The 18,228-nt window shown below is 74.2% G+C and carries 16 protein-coding genes and 3 pseudogenes; 8 read left to right on the top strand and 11 right to left on the bottom strand.

Annotated elements, in window-relative coordinates:
* The 3 genes and pseudogenes from AAHZ94_RS11050 to sigE form a co-directional block, all read right to left on the bottom strand.
* Positions 1-594 (bottom strand): annotated as a pseudogene (locus AAHZ94_RS11050) (protease); the annotation flags it as partial.
* Between the two features lie 566 nt (positions 595-1,160).
* Entirely contained in the window at positions 1,161-2,087 is a 927-nt protein-coding gene (locus AAHZ94_RS11045; protein WP_349992588.1) for an anti-sigma factor family protein, read from the bottom strand.
* Positions 2,084-2,860, bottom strand: coding sequence for an RNA polymerase sigma factor SigE (gene sigE, locus AAHZ94_RS11040; protein ID WP_349992587.1), 777 nt, complete (start codon positions 2,858-2,860; stop codon positions 2,084-2,086). Before sigE ends, AAHZ94_RS11045 begins: the two co-directional genes overlap by 4 nt.
* Positions 2,861-3,002: 142 nt before the next feature.
* On the opposite strand from sigE, the gene AAHZ94_RS11035 reads away from it, so the two are divergent.
* Positions 3,003-3,677, top strand: a complete 675-nt coding sequence (locus AAHZ94_RS11035) for an O-methyltransferase (RefSeq protein WP_349992585.1) — start codon at positions 3,003-3,005, stop codon at positions 3,675-3,677.
* Positions 3,678-4,527: 850 nt separating this feature from the next.
* Here the strand turns inward: AAHZ94_RS11035 and AAHZ94_RS11030 are convergent.
* Positions 4,528-4,695: a DUF3117 domain-containing protein gene (locus AAHZ94_RS11030; protein ID WP_003966491.1), complete on the bottom strand. Its 168-nt coding sequence runs from the start codon at positions 4,693-4,695 to the stop codon at positions 4,528-4,530.
* Positions 4,696-5,268: 573 nt separating this feature from the next.
* Between AAHZ94_RS11030 and chcB the strand changes: the two genes are divergently transcribed.
* Positions 5,269-6,069, top strand: a complete 801-nt coding sequence (gene chcB, locus AAHZ94_RS11025; RefSeq protein ID WP_349992582.1) for a 2-cyclohexenylcarbonyl CoA isomerase — start codon at positions 5,269-5,271, stop codon at positions 6,067-6,069.
* A gap of 288 nt (positions 6,070-6,357) precedes the next feature.
* On the opposite strand, the gene AAHZ94_RS11020 is transcribed toward chcB, so the two are convergent.
* Positions 6,358-6,894: a DNA-3-methyladenine glycosylase I gene (locus tag AAHZ94_RS11020; RefSeq protein WP_502964642.1), complete on the bottom strand. Its 537-nt coding sequence runs from the start codon at positions 6,892-6,894 to the stop codon at positions 6,358-6,360.
* A 71-nt stretch (positions 6,895-6,965) separates the two neighbouring features.
* On the bottom strand, positions 6,966-7,793 hold the full coding sequence (locus AAHZ94_RS36415; RefSeq protein WP_502964640.1) for a DivIVA domain-containing protein: 828 nt from the start codon (positions 7,791-7,793) through the stop codon (positions 6,966-6,968).
* A 122-nt stretch (positions 7,794-7,915) separates the two neighbouring features.
* Between AAHZ94_RS36415 and folP the strand changes: the two genes are divergently transcribed.
* Positions 7,916-8,776 carry a dihydropteroate synthase gene (gene folP, locus AAHZ94_RS11010; protein ID WP_349992578.1) on the top strand — a complete coding sequence of 287 codons (861 nt, stop codon included), beginning with the start codon at positions 7,916-7,918 and terminating at the stop codon, positions 8,774-8,776.
* 234 nt (positions 8,777-9,010) lie between these two features.
* Here the strand turns inward: folP and AAHZ94_RS11005 are convergent, their stop codons facing one another.
* Both AAHZ94_RS11005 and dapE read right to left on the bottom strand, forming a co-directional pair.
* The gene (locus AAHZ94_RS11005; RefSeq protein ID WP_349992577.1) at positions 9,011-9,778 is read right to left on the bottom strand and encodes an LOG family protein; all 768 of its coding nucleotides are present in this window, start codon (positions 9,776-9,778) and stop codon (positions 9,011-9,013) included.
* A 309-nt stretch (positions 9,779-10,087) separates the two neighbouring features.
* Entirely contained in the window at positions 10,088-11,176 is a 1,089-nt protein-coding gene (gene dapE / locus AAHZ94_RS11000; protein ID WP_349992576.1) for a succinyl-diaminopimelate desuccinylase, read from the bottom strand.
* A 174-nt stretch (positions 11,177-11,350) separates the two neighbouring features.
* On the opposite strand from dapE, the pseudogene AAHZ94_RS10995 reads away from it, so the two are divergent.
* The 3 genes and pseudogenes from AAHZ94_RS10995 to AAHZ94_RS10990 all read left to right on the top strand — a co-directional run.
* Positions 11,351-11,986, top strand: a pseudogene (locus AAHZ94_RS10995) (hypothetical protein); the annotation flags it as partial.
* A 246-nt stretch (positions 11,987-12,232) separates the two neighbouring features.
* Positions 12,233-12,622 (top strand): VldE C-terminal domain-containing protein, encoded by a 390-nt coding sequence (locus AAHZ94_RS36410; protein WP_502964641.1) that lies wholly within the window; start codon positions 12,233-12,235, stop codon positions 12,620-12,622.
* 446 nt (positions 12,623-13,068) lie between these two features.
* Positions 13,069-13,506 (top strand): ATP-binding protein, encoded by a 438-nt coding sequence (locus AAHZ94_RS10990; protein ID WP_349992575.1) that lies wholly within the window; start codon positions 13,069-13,071, stop codon positions 13,504-13,506.
* Between the two features lie 284 nt (positions 13,507-13,790).
* On the opposite strand, the gene dapC is transcribed toward AAHZ94_RS10990, so the two are convergent.
* Together dapC and fdxA are read right to left on the bottom strand one after the other, a co-directional pair.
* Positions 13,791-15,095 (bottom strand): succinyldiaminopimelate transaminase, encoded by a 1,305-nt coding sequence (gene dapC, locus AAHZ94_RS10985; protein ID WP_349992574.1) that lies wholly within the window; start codon positions 15,093-15,095, stop codon positions 13,791-13,793.
* Positions 15,096-15,702: 607 nt separating this feature from the next.
* Positions 15,703-16,029: a ferredoxin gene (fdxA, locus tag AAHZ94_RS10980; RefSeq protein ID WP_176163910.1), complete on the bottom strand. Its 327-nt coding sequence runs from the start codon at positions 16,027-16,029 to the stop codon at positions 15,703-15,705.
* Positions 16,030-16,171: 142 nt separating this feature from the next.
* Between fdxA and AAHZ94_RS10975 the strand changes: the two are divergent.
* Positions 16,172-16,828 (top strand): annotated as a pseudogene (locus AAHZ94_RS10975) (GNAT family N-acetyltransferase, cg3035/Rv0428c family); the annotation flags it as partial.
* Positions 16,829-16,929: 101 nt separating this feature from the next.
* Here AAHZ94_RS10975 and hisG read toward each other — a convergent pair.
* A complete protein-coding gene (gene hisG / locus AAHZ94_RS10970) occupies positions 16,930-17,778 on the bottom strand; it encodes an ATP phosphoribosyltransferase (protein ID WP_349992572.1) in 849 nt (282 codons plus the stop codon).
* Positions 17,779-18,008: 230 nt separating this feature from the next.
* Between hisG and AAHZ94_RS10965 the strand changes: the two genes are divergently transcribed.
* The coding region (locus AAHZ94_RS10965; protein WP_349992570.1) for a hypothetical protein at positions 18,009-18,228 on the top strand (220 nt) is incomplete at its 3' end.

Below are 18,228 nucleotides of genomic sequence, written 5' to 3'. Positions count from 1 at the left end.
CGGCTGGCCCTGCTGGTGCGGGCCGGGCCCCTGCTGGTGGCCGGCGGCCTCATGCGGCTGCGGCGGCGCGTACGGGTGCGGGTTCGGCCCCGCGGCGGCCGGATGCGGCGGCATCGCGGTGCCGTGTGCCGGCGTCATGCCGGGGTGCGGCGGCTGGGCGTGCGGCGGCGGCAGGTGGGTGCCGTGCGCGGGCGTCGGCACCGGCCGCTGCACCGGCGGCGCGGGCGCCCACGGCCCGGGCTCCCCGTACGGCGGGGTGCTGTACGGATCGGGCTCGTGCCGGGGCACAGGCCGCTCGACCGGCACCGCGTCCCGCACCAGGGGCGCCTCGGCGGTGGGGGGCGCCTCACCGCCGATCGGGGTGGTGTCGCCCACGGAAGCGGTGTCGCGCGCGGGGACGTTCGCACCGGTCTGCGCCGGCTGGGCCGCGTCGGCGCCGGGCACCGCGTCCGCGGACGCGGCTTCTGCGGGCAGCGGCTCAGCGGACGGGACCTCGGCAGGGAGGGCGTCCGTGGGAAGGGCGTCCGCAGGCTCCGGTGTGGCCGGCGCCGCGGCTGCGGGTACGTCCGCGGGCAGCGGCGGGGCTGCGGTCACCCCGGGGGCCGGTGGCGCATCGGCCGCGGCCGGTGGCGCGCCGACAGAGGCCGGTGCCGCGTCTGCGGGGAGCGGCTCGACCGGCGCGCCCGGGGGCGGGCCCGGCGTGCCCGCTGTCACGCCTATGGGCTCCGCGCTGCCGGGCTCGACCGGGGCGGCCGGGGGCGGTGCAGGGGCGTCCGCTGGCGGGGCCGGTACGGGGGCGTCAGCGGCCCGCACGGGGGCGTCCACGGGCTCCTCGTACGTCGGCGCGGCCGGGGCCGCGTCGGGTGCCTCGGCAGGGCGCGCCGGCCCGGCACCGGGCTGCACCGGCGCGTCGTCGGGCTGCGCCGGTCCGGCGGAGCCCGGTTGCGGACGGCTCCACCACTTCGGCTTCGGCCTCGGGGCCTTCCCCTCGTTCATGCTCTCCCCAACAGTTCGCCCGCGGTCCGGCGTGGGCCGCGCCGTCGACGGGCGTGCTTCAGCGCACCCGATGGGCTCGGCCCACCGGCGATTCAATCAGGTCCACCCGGGGCCGCGCAGTGGACCGGCGCCGCCGTTTCGCTCCACTGGGCGTCCCACGGTGATCAGCGGCCGTCGCGGCCCAGTAGATCGACACCGACGCCGGTCAATGGCGTCGCCTGGCTGGCCGGGTGCGAGGGAACCTCCATCTGAGTGGGCTCCGGAGCCATCTGTGGCTCGCCCATCCGGTGCTGGCCGACCGGCGAATGGGCGGCCACGGCCAGCACCGGCTGGATCAGCGGCGGCAACGCGCTCCCCACGGGCCGCGGCGCCACGCCGTACGGCGAGGGGTGTGCGCCGGGGTACGTGGTGACGGAGGGCGACGGCGTGACGGGCATGCCGGTCCGCGGGTCGAGTTGCGCTGTACGGTCCCCGCTGGCCGAGAAGAGTCCCATGGAGCGGCGGGCGTTCTCGTGCAGGCCGAGCAGGGCGCCGTCGTTGGCGTTGATCCGCAGCGGGGTGGTGGCGTTGCCGTTGCCCTCCGCCCGGCTGCGCGGCGAGTCCACGGCCGCGTCGAGCGGGAGCGCACCACCGAGCGCGACGGCTGCGAGCGAGACCGCTCCGGCCGCGGCGAAGGCGAACCGTCTGCTGCGGGGCAGCGCGCGGTCCACCTCATGTATCCGGAAGCCGCGCTGCCGGGTGGCCCCGGCGCTCGGCGGGAGGAACGAGAACGCCTCGTCCCGCATGTCGAAGACCTCCCGGCCGGTGACCGGGCCGTCCAGCGGGCTGGGCCCGTCCTCGCCGGTGAGCGGACCGGCGGGGAGGTTCTGGAGGCGGGCGAGGAACCCTTCCGACGGCGGAGGCGGTGCCGTCTGGGCGAAGACGCTCTTCAGCCGCCGTTGTGCATCTGCCTCGTCTTTACAGCGAGGACACGTCGCCAGGTGCGCGAGCACGCGCTCGCGCGCATCATGCCCCAATTCGCCATCGACCAGCGCCGCGAGGCGGTCGCCGAGGTGCTGCTCGGCGGGGGACTGACCGCCTGAACCGGTCACGCGATCCCGACCTCCCCGCTGCGCCCCGGCGCAGCCGGGGACACGGAGGCGACCACGCGCTGTTCGGCGCGGGCCGATGGGGAGCGGTGCTGGAGGGCCTTGCGCAGGTGCGAGCGACCGCGGTGGATGCGGCTGCGCACCGTACCGAGCTTCACGCCGAGGGTGGCGGCGATCTCCTCGTACGACAGGCCCTCGATGTCGCAGAGCACCACGGCCGCGCGGAACTCCGGCGCGAGGGTGTCCAGGGCCTGCTGCACATCAGCGTCGAAGTGGGTGTCGTTGAAGTGCTGCTGGGGTGAGGGCTCACGGCTGGGGAGCCGCTCTGCCGCGTCGTCGCCGAGCGCGTCGAACCGAATGCGCTGCCGGCGCCGGACCATGTCCAGGAACAGGTTGGTCGTGATGCGGTGCAACCAACCCTCGAAGGTGCCCGGGGTGTACGTCGACAGGGAGCGGAATACCCTGACGAACACCTCTTGGGTCAAATCTTCGGCGTCGTGTTGATTTCCCGTGAGGCGGTAAGCGAGGCGGTAGACCCGTGCGCTGTGGGTGCTGACGATCTCCTCCCAGGTGGGAGGGGTCCACGCCTGCGAGTCCGCATCGGTGGCGAAAGTCGCGGTAGCTGCGGAGTCAGTAGTGCGGAAACGGTCAGCGGTGTTTGTCACGGATTTCGGCTCGTCCGCCGGCCTGCGAAAGCGCCTGAGCACTCGTCGGCCACCGGTCGTAGCCGCACCTCCCCTGTCGGCTCTGGTGGTCTCCAGTAGAGCCCCTACCATATCCACCTCGCCCGTTAGCTCCGGATAAGCATTTTTGACCTGCATTTGGACCTGATCGTTCAATGCCCGCACGGTCCGTCTGCACCCTCTTCAACGCCCGGTCCCATCTGCGGGTTCCCGAGCGCAGCGGATACAGTCACCGTTGCGTCAACTACGGGGACAGGAGAGGGCCATTACCGGCAACCGGCAAACGAGCTGGGCGTTCGCCGAGGCGTACGGCGTCGAGCACATCGACGACACAGCGCTGCGCTGGGCTCGCGAGCGGGCCCGGGAGGCAGGGCTGCGCTCGGTGTCCTCCGGCACGGGTGCCGCCCTGCGCCTGCTCGCCGCCACCGCCGACGCCAAGGCCGTGGCCGAGATCGGCACCGGGACCGGGGTCTCCGGCATCCACCTCCTGCACGGCATGCGGCCCGACGGCGTCCTCACCACGGTGGACCTCCAGCCGGAGCGGCAACAGCTCGCCCGACAGGCGTTCCGCGCCGCCGGCTTCACCGGCAACCGGGCCCGCTTCATCCCCGGCCGCGCGCTCGACGTCCTGCCCCGGCTCGCCGACGGCGGGTACGACCTCGTCTTCTGTGACGCCGACCGCTCCGAGTGCCTCGAATATCTCGCCGAATCGTTGCGCCTGCTCCGCCCCGGCGGGCTGGTCTGCTTCGAGGGCGTCTTCGCCGACGGCCGCACGGTGGAATCCGCCGCCCAGCCGGCCGAGGTGCTGCGGCTGCGCGAGTTGCTGCGCGCCGTACGGGAGTCCACCTCGCTCCAGCCGTCGCTGCTGCCGGTGGGCGACGGGTTGCTGTGCGCGGTCAAGCGGCCGTAGGCGGCATCGTCTGCGCCGGGCCCGCCCGTCCGCCCCGCACCCGGGCCGTGTTGGCAGCCTCGGCCGTGCCGTAAGCGTCGAGCCCGCCCCCTCGCCCCGCACCCGGGCCGTGTTGTGAACATCGAGCCTGTCCCGCGCCCCGTACCTGGGCAGCACGGTGAACGTCGCCCCTGTGCCCCCGCCCTGGACGCTGACATCGCCGTGAACGCCACCCCCGTCCTCACGCCCCGCACCCAGCCGCCCGGCGCGCGGTCAACACCCTGCACCGCCTTGCACCCCGCCACTTGAGCCCCGTCGGGCTTCTCTTCCTCGCGCCCATCGCCGCGCCCGCTTCGTGGTGGCTTCGCGATCACCCCGTACGTCACGTACATCACATAACTGCGCTCCCCGTACGTACCGCACTGCACCATCGGGGGCGGTCGGCCGGGTCGACGAGGGAACGAAGCGGGCCGGACGGGCAGGGAGATCGGGGCGGGGTGCGGCCGGCCGGGCCGGGTCGGTGGCGGGGGCGGGAAGGGCCGCGGCTAAGGCACGGTCCGCGGCCCGAAGGGGCAGCGCCCGCGCGGGGACGCCGCGCCTCCGGCTTCCCCCGGCCCTGCCCGGCCTCCAAGAGCGCGCCTCCCCCGGCGCAGCCCGCCCGGCCGGAGCCCGATGCCCAGGGGATAGGGCCCGGCAACCAGAGCCCAGGGGTGGGACCCCAGCGGAGCCCCACCGGCGGAGCCCCGCCAACCGAGTCGGGCGGTCCGCGCCCCGCGTCAGCCCGTACGCGTCGTACGGGCGGGAATGCCGCTGCCCCGGTCGCCGGTGTGAACCAGCGGCCGGGGCAGCTCGATGATCATGTGGTCCGCTGCTAGCCGACGACCTTCTTGAGCGCGTCGCCCAGTGCGTCGGCCTCGTCCGGTGTCAGCTCAACGACGAGTCGACCGCCGCCTTCGAGCGGAACGCGCATGACGATGCCCCGCCCCTCCTTGGTCACCTCGAGCGGGCCATCGCCCGTCCGCGGCTTCATGGCCGCCATGCTCGTTCCCCTTCCTGAAACCAGCCCATCGCAGCCGACAACCCAGGCGTCACCGGCATCGAACACATTGCTTCCCCGCCATTATCCCGCATGCAATGACCCGATGACCAACGGCGGCCAGCATCGCCCCCATGGACAACTGTCGCAAATACCACCAATTCGGAGACTGGATGCCGTTCCTGTACGGCCCCCCGGCCCGAACGGTAGGTCGGTTCTTTGACGCAGGTCACATGACGGGCGTGGCTTTGTCCGGCATGCTGATCGCGGATCGCGGCCGTTCCCGAGGGCCGGAGCGTCATCGCCGGGGTACCGCCAGCGCATCGCAGGCCGGGCCGAACCGGAGAGCACGGGTCCGCGGCGGAGTGCCGCACGGACCGCTCGGCGAGGGTGGGCCCGTACCCGCCGTCGCGGGCCGGCGCCCCCGCGGCGACCGCGGTCCCCGCGCGCCGGCTCCCACCGGGGCGGGTCCGTGGCGCGGCGCACCGCGGGCCCCGGACGGCGCTGCCCGCACCCGCGGGCCCGCACACCCGCGGGCGCGCCTGACCCACGGCCCCCTACGGAGAGGACCCCGCCATGGCCGACACCGTGCTCTACGACGTGACCGACGGGCTCGCGACGATCACCCTGAACCGTCCCGAGGCCATGAACGCGCTCAACACCGAGCTCAAGGAGGCCCTGCGGGACGCCCTCCAACAGGCCGCGGCCGACCCGGTCGTACGGGCCGTGCTGCTGATCGGCAACGGTCGCGCCTTCTCCGTCGGGCAGGACCTCAAGGAGCACGTCGAGCGGTTGCACGACGAGGACGTACGCGCCGCCGGCACCACCATGGCCACCGTCAAGGAGCACTACAACCCCATCGTGGCGGCCATCGCCGGGATGCCCAAGCCGGTCGTCGCCGGGGTCAACGGAGTGGCCGCGGGGGCCGGCGCGGGGTTCGCCTTCGCCGCCGACTACCGGGTGGTCGCCGACACCGCCTCCTTCAACACCTCCTTCGCCGGGGTCGCCCTCGGCGCCGACTCCGGCGTCTCCTGGACGCTGCCGCGCCTCATCGGCCACGGTCGGGCCGCCGAACTCCTGCTCTTCCCCCGCACCATCAAGGCCGACGAGGCAGCCAGCCTCGGCATCGCCAGCACCGTGGTGCCGGCCGTCGACCTCGCCGCCGAGGCCGCCAACGCCGCCCGCCACCTCGCCCAGGGCCCCACCGTCGCCTACGCGGCGATCAAGGAGGCCCTCGCGTACGGAGCCGGGCACTCGCTCGGCGACACCCTGGCCAAGGAGGAAGAGCTCCAGACCAGGGCCGGATCGGCCGACGACCACCGGATCGCGGTGAACGCCTTCGTACAGAAGGAGAAGCCGACCTTCCTCGGCCGCTGATCCCGCTCCCGCACCGGCACTCCCCCACAACCGGCGCGGGACACCGAACCCGAGCCCCGCGCCCTGCACGCCGAACACCACGGCGCGCCGGCCCGGCTGCCCACCTGCACGCCGGCTGTCGCACCGCCCGGATGCCTGTCCGCACGACCGCACGGCCCCGCGGACGCCCGCACCACCGCGGGGCCCTCGCGCACCCCCTCGGCACGGCCCTCCGCACCGAGGCGCGCCGCTGCGGACCGCGGCGCGACGTACGGGCCGGGCCCGCCTCCCCGTGCCCGCCGCGTACGGCTAACCGGCCGGCTGGCACGCCTCGCGCACATGGCAGTCCGCCAGGTGGTCATTGACCAGGCCGCACGCCTGCATCAGCGCATAGGCCGTGGTCGGGCCGATGAAGCGGAAGCCGCGCTTCTTGAGGTCGCGGGCGAGTGCGGTGGACTCCGGGGTGATGGCCGGCACCTCGGCGAAGGTGCGCGGCGCGGGGCGGTCGGCGTGGTCCGGGGCGTACGACCAGATCAGCTCGTCGAGTTCGCCAGCAGCCAACTCCCGGGCGACCCGGGCGTTGTTGATGGCGGACACGATCTTGGCCCGGTTGCGGATGATGCCCGGGTCGGCGAGCAGCCGTGCCACGTCCTCGTCCGTGAACTCCGCGACCGCCTTGATCCGGAAGTCCGCGAAGGCCGCCCGGAAGCCCGCCCGGCGCCGCAGGATCGTCAGCCACGACAGGCCGGACTGGAACGCCTCCAGACACATCCGCTCGTACAGCGCGTCGTCGCCGTGGACCGGGCGGCCCCACTCCTGGTCGTGGTACGCGCGGTAGTCCGCCATCGACTCCGCCTGGAGCCCCCAGGGGCACCGCAGCAGACCGTCGGGCCCGGCCGGCCCCGCTCCCGTGTCACTCACGCCTGGTCCTCCTCGGTCCTGCGCTCCCCGCCCTTGCCCTTGCCCTGCACGCCCTTGTCCACGGAATGGGCAGCAGGCGAGGCGGACGCGTCGGATGAATCGGATGAATCAGCCGGATCTGGCTGGCCGACCAGGGCTGTCCGGCCGACCGCGGCGGGCTGGTCTGCTGCCGCCCCCGCCTCGGGCTTCTCCTCCACGGGTTCCTCGCTCGCGGACTCCTTGTCCGCAGGCTGCTCGCCCACGGGCTGCTCGTCCTCCGGCTCGGCTCCGGCCGGCTCGGCCTCGGGCACCTCGGCCCCGGCGGTGTCGGCCCCGGCGTCGGGCAGCGTCGTAGGCACAGCGTCCGGGGCGGCCTCCCCGGCCTCTTCGAGGACCAGGTCCGCATCGTCGTCGGCGGCGTCCGTCAGCCAGGCGGCGGGGACACCGGCCGGCGGGCCTGCGGGCAGGGAGGCGGCCGGGCCCGGGGCGTACGCCGCATGCCAGTCGGGGCGGGGCTCGCCTATCAGGTCGGGGCCCGCATACGCCGTGGCCTGGGTGCCGGCGAGGGCCGCCTCAAGCTCGGCGATCCGGGCGTCCCGCTCGGCGAGCTCGGCACCGAGCCGGCCCAGCGCATCGTCCACCTCGGCCATCCGATACCCCCGCAGCGCCAGCGGCAGCCGCAGCTCCTCCACGTCCGTGCGGTCCACGGGGCGGTCTTCCGGCAGCGGGTCCACCAGCCGGTCCGGCTGCGCCTCGGGCAGCGCGGCGCCGTCGCCACCGCCGACCACCACGAGGGTGACCGCGCCGACGACCGCGACGAGCGCGATGAGCAAGAACCAGAACACGACGACTCCCCGAGGTGCATCCGTCAATCGACAGTCCCGATCGTGCCATGCCCCACTGACAGTGGCGCCGCACGCCGCAGCGGCTAGGGTCACTGCCGGACCACGGACGAGGGAGTGAAGCAATGCTGCGGCTTGGACGGCGCGAGTTCGACACGCACGAGCCGGTCATCATGGCGATCGTGAACCGGACGCCCGACTCCTTCTACGACCAGGGCGCCACCTTCCGGGACGAGCCCGCGCTCGACCGCGTCGACCAGGCGGTGTCAGAGGGCGCTGCCATCATCGACATCGGCGGGGTCAAGGCGGGCCCGGGCGAGGAGGTGAGCGCCACGGAGGAGGCGCGGCGGACGGTCGGGTTCGTCGCCGAGGTGCGCAGACGCCACCCGGACGTGGTGATCAGCGTGGACACCTGGCGCCACGAGGTGGGCGAGGCGGTGTGCGAGGTCGGCGCCGACCTGCTCAACGACGCCTGGGGCGGCGCCGATCCGAAGCTCGCGGAGGTCGCGGCGCGGTATGACGTGGGCCTGGTGTGCACGCACGCGGGCGGGGCCGAGCCCAGGACCCGGCCGCACCGGATCGGCTACGAGGACGTGATGGCCGACATCCTGCGCGTCACGCTCGGCCTCGCGGAGCGCGCCGTCGAACTCGGCGTGCGCAGCGACGCCATCATGATCGACCCCGGCCACGACTTCGGCAAGAACACCCGGCACTCGCTGGAGGCCACCCGCCGGCTCGACGAGATGGCGGCGACCGGCTGGCCGGTGCTGGTCTCGCTCTCCAACAAGGACTTCGTCGGCGAGACGCTGGACCGGCCGGTGAAGGAGCGGGTGCTGGGCACGCTGGCCACCACCGCGGTCTCGGCCTGGCTCGGCGCGCAGGTCTACCGGGTGCACGAGGTGGCGGAGACCAAGCAGGTGCTCGACATGGTGGCCTCCATCGCCGGCCACCGCCCGCCGGCCGTCGCCCGCCGCGGCCTCGCCTGACGCGCCCCCTCTGACCTGGCCCGGCCCGGCCCCGCCCGGCGCTCGTACGAGTCGACGCCCGTACGAGTCAATGCCCGTACGAGCAAGTGTCCGTACGAGCAAGCGCCCGTACGGGCCGACGCCGCGCCGGAGTGGACGTACGACCGCTCCGGCGCCGGCCGCCGCACGACGAGCTACGAGCAACGAGCAACGAGCAACGAGCAACGAGCAACGAGCGCAGGCTAGACCCCGCTGCTAGACCCCGGTCTCCTTGCTGACCAGGGCCACGGCCTCGTCCACGTCGTCCGAGATGTGGAAGAGGTCCAGGTCCCGGGGGGACGCCTTGCCCTGGGCGATCAGGGTGTCCCGCATCCAGTCGACCAGGCCCTGCCAGTACGCGGAGCCGAAGAGGACGATCGGGAAGCGGGTGACCTTGCGGGTCTGCACCAGGGTCAGTGCCTCGAAGAGCTCGTCCAGCGTGCCGAGGCCGCCGGGCAGCACCACGAACCCCTGCGCGTACTTCACGAACATCGTCTTGCGGACGAAGAAGTAGCGGAAGTTCACGCCGATGTCGACGTACTTGTTCAGGCCCTGCTCGAAGGGCAGCTCGATGCCGAGCCCCACCGAGACCCCGCCGCCCTCGTACGCACCGCGGTTCGCGGCCTCCATGGCGCCCGGGCCGCCGCCGGTGATGACCGCGAAGCCGGCTTCCACCAGCGCCCGCCCGATCCGCACGCCCGCCTCGTACTCGGGAGAGTCGGGGGCCGTGCGCGCCGCGCCGAACACGCTCACCGCGGGGCCGAGTTCGGCCAGTGCGCCGAAGCCCTCCACGAACTCCGACTGGATGCGCAGCACGCGGAACGGGTCCTCGTGCACCCAGCCGCCGACGCCGTGCGTGTCGAGCAGGTGCTGGTCCGTGGTGCCCGACTGCATCTGGCTGCGGCGGCGCACCACCGGCCCCAGCCGCTGTTCCTGCCGCGCCCCTTCGCCCTCCGGCGTACGCCCGTTCTCGGCAGTGGCCATGTGCGCTCCCTTCGCTTGCGCCCTCCCCCGCGTGGCGGGGCAGGGTTTCCGTGCGCTTCAGCGTATGCCTCTGGCAGCGGCGGCCCGCGGGGTTTCACATGAGCTGGGGCCGCGGTACGCGTACGGGACGGTCGGGGGCCACCGCGTGTTCAGGCCGGCCGGGGCCGCGACGGCCGGCGGCGGCCCGCTACCGGGCCGACGCCGCGTCGGCACCCACGGGCCTCATCAAGCACCCGCGGCCCCGTCAGCCCCGGCGGCCAGCCCCCACAGCCCCTTCGGTCCGCACGGCCTCCGGCCCCCGCTCCGCCCTCAGCTCTCCAGCCAGGCCCGCAGCCGCTCCTCGGTCCGGAGGACGGCCCTGACCGACACGTGTTCCTCGCGGGTGTGGGCCAGCTTGGGGTCGCCGGGGCCGAAGTTGACCGCGGGGATGCCGAGTGCGGAGAAGCGGGCGACGTCGGTCCAGCCGTACTTGGGCGCGACCTCGGCGCCGACCGCGGCCACGAAGGCGGCGGCTGCCGGGTGCGAGAGCCCGGGCAGCGCGCCCGGCGAACTGTCGGTGAGGACCACGTCGTAGCCCTCGAACACCTCCCGCACGTGCGCCAGCGCCTGTTCCTCGGAGCGGTGCGGGGCGAAGCGGAAGTTGACCGTCACCGCGCACGCGTCGGGGATCACGTTGCCGGCGTGGCCGCCTTCGATGCGGACCGCGTTGAGCCCCTCGCGGTAGACCAGGCCGTCGATCTCGACGTGGCGCGGCTCGTACCGGGAGAGCCGTTCCAGGATCGGCGCGGCGTGGTGGATGGCGTTGTCACCGAGCCAGCTCCGCGCCGAGTGCGCGCGCCGGCCCGTGGTCTCCACGCGGACCCGCAGGGTGCCCTGGCAGCCGCCCTCGACCTGGCCTTCGGTGCCTTCGAGCAGGATCGCGAAGTCGCCGGCCAGCCACTCCCGGTGCTGCTCGGCCAGCCGGCGCAGCCCGTTGAGCTCGGCGGCGACCTCCTCGTTGTCGTAGAAGACGAAGGTGAGGTCGCGGCTGGGCGCGGGCACGGTGGCCGCGATCCGCAGTTGCACGGCGACACCGGACTTCATGTCGGAGGTGCCGCAGCCCCACAGCACGCCGTCGCCGTCCTCGCCCTCGGTCAGCCGGGAGGGCACGTTGTCGGCGATCGGCACGGTGTCGATGTGCCCGGCGAGCACCACGCGCTCGGCGCGGCCGAGGTCGGTGCGGGCGACGATGCAGTTGCCGTCCCGGTCCACGCGCAGGTGCGGCAGGGCGCGCAGGGCGCGCTCGATGGCGTCCGCCAGGTCCTTCTCGTCGCCGCTCACGGACGGGAAGTCGACGAGGCGGGCGGTCAGCTCGGCGGCGTCGACGGACAGGTCAAGTTCGGGGTGCTCGTGCTCCATGCCTGCGACCCTACGGGGTGCGCGTGCCCGGCCGCCCGACGGTGACCGCACGGCACCCGCACGGCACGGCCGGCCCGCGCCGCCCGTGAGCGCCGCACGTCCCGTACCCGTCGTACGGCACCAGCCCGTAGCCCCTAGCACGGGCGGCCGGCGCACTCCAGTACGGTGTCTGGCGTGCCCCTCCGCTTCCTCTCCCACCGTGCCCGTCGGGCGCGCGCCGGGGTGGCGTGCGCGGTGCTCCTCGCGCTGCTCGGCTATGTGACGGCGCATCTGCTGACCGGCGGCGGTGGCCCGCCCCGCTGCACCGTGCAGGCGGACGGCGAGCGGTTGCGGCTCGACCCGGAGCAGTCCCGGCACGCGGCGACCATCTCGGCCGTCGCCTCCGCGCGCCGGCTGCCGGACCGGGCGGTGACCATCGCGCTGGCCACCGCCATGCAGGAGTCGGGGCTGCACAACATCAGGCGCGGCGACCGGGATTCGCTGGGCCTGTTCCAACAGCGCCCCTCGCAGGGCTGGGGCACGGCCGAGCAGATCCTCGATCCGGTCTACTCGACGGGGAAGTTCTTCGACCACCTGGCCGAGGTGCCCGGCTACTCGCGGCTGCCGCTGACCGTCGCGGCGCAGCGGGTGCAGTTCAGCGGATATCCACAGGCGTACGCGAAGCACGAGGAGAAGGCGAGGCTGCTGACCGCCTCGCTGACCGGCCGGCTGGCGGCCTCCTTCCGCTGCCCCGCGCTGCCCGACGACGGGGAGCCCGGCGATCCGCAGCGGCTGCGGACCCTGCTGGCGCGCGAGTTCGGCCCCACGGTCCTGACCACCGGCGACGACGACCAGGACACCCACCCGGCCCCCGCCGATCCCACGGGTCCCGCCAGCCCCACCGACCCGGCTGATCCGGCTGATCCGGCTGCCCCCACCGCCCGCACCGCTCCGGCCGGGCCCGAGGCGCCGGGTGCCGCGCGCCGCGATGCGTCAGGTGACCGTTCGAACCGCGCCGCCACCGCGGCCGACGCGCGTACCGAAGGCGCAGGTCCGGACGACGCGCGCACGGAAGGCATGCGGACGGAAGGCATGCGGACGGACGACGCGCGGACGGGCGGCACCCAGGCGAGGGGCACATCGACGGACGACACGCGGACGAGCCGCCCCGATGCACGCACGGCGGCGGCGACGGGACGCACGGGCGCCGACCCGCACGCGGTGGTGCTCTCCGTACGGGCCATGGCGCCGGGCGGCAGTACCGCGGAGCGCGGCTGGGAGTTGGCGCACTGGGCGATGGCGAACGCCACCGAACTCCGTATCGCCCGCATCGCGTTCGGCGATCGGGAATGGCGGGCGAGCTCATCCGAAAAGGGTTGGCGAACGGTTTCCCGGGCCACCGCCCATTCCGGGGAATCTGCCACGAAGAATTCCGCACCACAGGTACGCATCGAACTCGCCCACTGACGGAACCGCCGGGGGCGAACCATCGGGTGCGCGCTCACGGCCACGCTCCCGTACGCCGCCCCGCACCCGCCGCCCCGTAACCCCGCGCGTCCAACAGCCGACCGGCGCACCGTCCACCCACCCGCCGCGCCCCGCACAACTCGCCAACACCGCAGGTCAGCAACGTGCATCGGGGGCGCGGTCGGCGCCGTCGAGCACTGCGACGCCCCGGCGCGGGCGGCCCCCGGCGCGACGTCCGCGCCTTCCGCTGCCGCTTCCCTCCGCGGTCCCGGTGCCGGTAATTACTTCGGAATAAGCAGCGCGATAATGCGATGCATTGCGAATTATTTACCTTTGGGAACCGAAACCTTCCGGGGTCTCGCGCGGTAGTCACTGCGTCCACTTCCCGGACACCGCGCACACCAGATGTTTCCGTACGACACGTACGACACCGTCGAAGGAGCACTATGTCCCTCCCCCTCAAGCGCCGGCTCGCTCGGGCCGCGCTGTTGGTCGCCGCGGGCGCGGCTCCCCTGGTCGGCGCCGGCGTGGCCCAGGCGGCGCCCGCCCAGTCCCCGGCCGAGCTGGCCGGCCTGAGCTCCCCGGACAGCACCCCGCTGGGCGAGGCGCTGGACAGCACGGCGCAGAGCGCCGCCACCACCGCGGGCGAGATCGGCGGCGAGGTCGTGCGGCAGGGGGTGCCCGCGGCGGGCAAGGCCGTCGGCTCGCTCGGCAAGAACGTCGCGCCGCCGGTCGAGGACGCGCAGCAGCTCGCCGGCAAGGCGTTCTTCGACACCGCCATGAAGCTGGACCAGGCGCTCCCCGAGGACAACCTGCTCCAGCGCGGCGTCTCCACCGACAATCTGGCCCGCGACCTGATCGGCACCGACCTGCCGGTCGGCTGACCCGGCGCCGTACCGGCAGCACCGCTCCCCCGCAGCCGACGGCGGCTCCGCTCCCCCGGCCCCGCCCCCACGGTCCGTACCGGCGGTCCCGTACCGGCCGGCGGCCCCGTACCCGCGAACCGCTCCCCGGCTCGCGCCCACGGGTCACCGCCGCGACGACCGGCCACGGGCACGGGCACGGACGGAAAGGGGCCCGGCCGGGCGCTCCCCCCTTGGGTTCAAGGGGACGCGCCCGACCGGGCCCCTTCTGCATGCCGTTCGCACGGCCCGGTCTAGCGGCTGGTTCAGGCCCCGAGGCGGGCCACCGCCGCCGCGATCCGCTCGTCCGTCGCGGTCACGGCCACCCGGACGAACCGCTCGCCGGCCGGACCGTAGAAGTCGCCCGGGGCGACCAGGATGCCGCGGGCCGCGAGGTCGCCGACCGTGTCCCAGCAGGGCTCGTCGCGGGTCGCCCACAGGTAGAGCGACGCCTCGCTGTGCTCGATGCGCAGCCCGTACGCCTCCAGCGCGCCGCGCAGCGACTTCCGCCGGCGCAGATAGCGTTCCCGCTGGTCCGCGACGTGCGTGTCGTCGCCGAGCGCCACCACCGTGGCCGCCTGCACCGGGGCGGGCGTCATCAGCCCGCTGTGCTTGCGGATCACCAGCAGTTCGCGCAGTACGCGTTCGTCGCCGGCGCCGCACGCGGCCCGGTAGCCGGCCAGGGTGGGCCGCGTGGGGAGCGGGTGGGCGGCGCGCAGGCCCGCGAAGGGACCGCCCCCCCCCGCCCCGGGCAGCCCCGGGGGGGGCCGGGCCCGCCGCGCGCGCCGGGCTGTGCGCCGCGGCCCGCCCCCCCCCCCCCCCCCCCGCCCCCCCCCCCCCCCCCCCCCGGCCCGGTAGCCGGCCAGGTTGGACCGCTTGGAGAGCGAGTGGACGGCGAGCAGGCCGTCGAAGGAACCGCCGCACACGTCCGCGTGCAGCACCGAGACCGGGTCGGCCTCCCAACCGAGCTCCAGGTAGCACTCGTCGCTGACCAGCAGCACCCCGTGCTCCCTGGCCCAGGTGACGGCGCGGCGCAGCTCGTCGGCCGACATCACCCGGCCGGGCGGGTTGGACGGCGAGTTGAGCCACAGCAGCTTCAGCCCGGCCGGGTCGAACGCGGCCAGCTTCGCCTCGTCCGCGAAGACGTCCTCGTCGTACGCGACGGGCGTGGCCCGCGCGAGCCGCGCCCCCACCTCGTACGTCGGGTAGGCGAGCCGCGGGAAGGCGACCAGGTCACCGGGGCCGAGCCCGAGCTGCGTCGGCAGTGCGGCCACCAGTTCCTTGGAGCCGACCACGGGGAGCACCTGCGCGTGCGTCACCTCGCCGGCGCCGAGCCGCCGGCCCACCCAGCCCGAGATGGCGTCCCGCAGCGCGACCGTGCCCCAGACGGTGGGGTAGCCGGGGCTGTTCGCGGCGTCCGCCAGCGCGCGCTGGACCGCGGCAGGGACGGGGTCGACCGGGGTGCCGACCGAGAGGTCCACGATGCCGTCGGGGTGGCCGTTCGCGGTGGCCTTGTACGGCTCCAGCCGATCCCAGGGAAAGACGGGAAGGCGGTCGGTGACGGGGGACACGGGTGCCTCTTTCCTACGGTCCTGTGGTGCGGGTGGTGCTGGTCCTGCCGGTGGTGCTGGTCGTACCTGTGCCGCGCGTCGTGCACGCGGCGGCGGTGGGGCGCGGGACGGCCGGGCTGCGTGCGGTAACTGCGGTGCATGCCGCGGCTGTGCGGTGTTCGTGCTGGCTGCGCTGCGCGGGACGGCCGGGGGTGGTGGCCGTGGCAGCCGGAGCGCCGGTGGCGGAGTGCAGGCGCGGTGGCTGCCGTGCGCGGTGGCTGACCTGCCTGGCGGGGCCGCCCGGCCCCGTCACGTTCCGCCGGCCCTGTCGTGTGCGTAGGTCCTGTCGGGTGCGTAGGCCCTGCCGCCTGCGCCGGCCCCGGCGCGGTGGCGTTGCCGAGGTCGCCGGTCCGGCCGGGGTCCCGGCGTACGGCGAAAACCAGCGTACGGAGACCCGGCGTGCGGAGCCCCGAGCTGCGGGGACCCGCCGTAAAACATCTCGGCCCCGCGCGGCGCCGTCACTCACGCCCAGGGGGCGGGGAGGGCCGTGCGGGACCGAGACCGCGCTCACCGCGCGGAGCCTAGCGGAGTGGGACGAGGCAATGTGGTCACTCGCCGCAATCGGAGACTACTCGTCGTGGCTCTGCGGCGGGAGCGCTGCGATGAAGGGGTGGTCCCGCTCGATGAGGCCGAGCTTCGATGCGCCGCCGGGCGAGCCGAGCTCGTCGAAGAACTCGACGTTCGCCTTGTAGTAGTCCTTCCACTCCTCGGGAGTGTCATCCTCGTAGAAGATGGCCTCGACCGGGCAGACCGGCTCGCACGCACCGCAGTCGACGCATTCGTCAGGATGGATGTACAAGGACCGCGAGCCCTCGTAAATGCAGTCGACGGGGCATTCCTCGATGCAGGCCTTGTCCTTCAGGTCAACACAAGGCTCCGCGATGACGTAGGTCACGCTGTCGTTCCTCCTCGGTAGGGCTGGCGGGACCGGTCGGTGTGGCCCCGCCGCGTGGCGCGCGGGAGCGCGGCGTCGTCGATGCCCACACCTAGTATCTCCGTTCCGGGGCAGGAGACGAACATGAGGGGCGGACAGAGCTGTGGAGTTCACCACTGGCGGACGACTTGAGGTCCGGATTTCCCCGGTTGACGTGGGAAAACGCGTCTCAGTTCGGCGGCTGAACGATCCAGGGGGCGGCCCCCAGAAGTTCACGGACACGGTAGGGGTACTCGCATCCTGGTCAGGGGGTGTGGTGCGGATCACGCGGAAGAACGGCGAGGTGGTCCACATTCCGGAAGCCACACTCGTCGCCGGCAAGGTCATTCCGCCCTCCCCCGGTGCCCGCGCCGGCCGCCCCCCGGTCCGCCGGCGCGTACCCGCCACCGACGTGCAGGAGCTGGAGCGCGTCGCCGCCCGGGCCTGGCCCCCGGTCGAACGGGCCCTGCTCGCCCCCGCCGGCGCCGTGGACACCGGCCTCGGCTGCGGTGTCGGCTGGGAGTTGCGGGCGGCCGGCGGCTTCACCCGGCGCGCCAATTCCGTACTGCCGCTCGGCGATCCCGGGCTGCCGCTCGACGAGGCCCTGCACCGGGTGCGGGCATGGTACGCCGAACGCGACCTCCCCGCTTACCTCCAGGTGAGCACCGGGGCCCCGGGCGCCCCGCGGGAGTTGAGCGGCGAGCTGGCCGAGCGCGGCTGGACCCGGGAGGGCAACGCGCAGGTGTGGATCGCCGCCCTCGCGCCGCTCGCCGACCACGAGCCGTGGCCGGACGGTGGCCGACCGGCCGGCGCCCCCGGCGGGCCCGCGGGTGGCCGACGGTGCGGGCCACACGCGGGTGCATCGGTGGGATGCGGAGACGGTCACAGGCGGCAGGCGTGGATGCCGGTGGTCAAGATGGCGCGGGCGCCCAGGTCGTACAGCTCGTCCATGATGTTCTGCGCCTCGTTCGAGGGGACCATCGAGCGGACGGCGACCCAGCCTTCGTGGTGCAGTGGGGAGACGGTGGGCGACTGGAGCCCCGGGGTGAGGGCCACGGCCCGCTCCACGTGCTCCACCCGGATGTCGTAGTCCATCATCACGTACTTGCGGGCGACGAGCACGCCCTGCATACGGCGCAGGAACTGCTGCACCTTCGGGTCGTCCACGGACTCGCCGGCGCGGCGGATGACGATCGCCTCGGACTCCAGGATCGGCTCGCCGATGATTTCGAGCCCGGCGTTGCGCAGCGTGGTGCCGGTCTCCACGACGTCGGCGATGATCTCCGCGACGCCGAGTTGGATGGCCGTCTCGACGGCCCCGTCCAGGTGCACCACGGCGGCGTCCACGCGGTGGTCGGCGAGGTGCTTGGTGACCAGCCCGGAGAAGGAGGTGGCGACGGTCATGCCGCCGAACTCGCGCACGTCGGTGGCGGTGCCGGGGCGCGTCGCGTAGCGGAAGGTGGAGCCGGCGAAGCCGAGTTGCATGATCTCCTCGGCCTGGGAGCCTGAGTCGAGCAGCAGGTCACGGCCGGTGATGCCGATGTCGAGACGGCCCGAGCCGACGTAGACGGCGATGTCGCGGGGGCGCAGGAAGAAGAACTCGACCTCGTTGCCGCTGTCCACCAGGACCAGTTCGCGTCGATCCTTGCGCTGCCGGTAGCCGGCCTCATGGAGCATCGCCGACGCAGGCTCGGACAGTGAACCCTTGTTGGGGACGGCAATGCGCAGCATGGGATGGGCTTCCTTTTCGCGAGACGGCGCGGGACACGGGGGCTCTACGTACGGTGCGGTGCTTGTACTTGTGCTGGGCTGTGCGACACGTTGCGGTGCGGTACGTGCAGGGCGACGGCGGTACGTGCACTGCTGGTACGCGCGGTGCGGGGCCGGCCCGGCGCGCGCTGGTCGAGCGCTGCGGAGGACGTGGCGGGGCGGGCGGGACGGTGCGGCCGGGCCGCCCGGGGATGACCGGGTCGGGCCGCCGGCGGGGGGGGGGGGGGGGGGGGGGGGGGGGGGGGGGCGGCGCGGGGCGGGCGGGGGGGGGGGGGGGGGGGGGGGGGGGGGGGGGGGGGGGGGGGGGGGGGGGGGGGGGGGGGCCCCCCGGGGGCCCCGGGGGGGGGCCGGGGGGGGGGCGCCGCGGGGGGGCCCGCCAGGGGGGCGCTCCGTCACAGATGAGCGTATACG

This window comes from Streptomyces sp. HSW2009 (assembly GCF_040240285.1).
In the GTDB taxonomy this organism is placed as follows: Bacteria; Actinomycetota; Actinomycetes; order Streptomycetales; family Streptomycetaceae; genus Streptomyces.
This window is presented reverse-complemented; position numbering and strand designations above follow the sequence as displayed.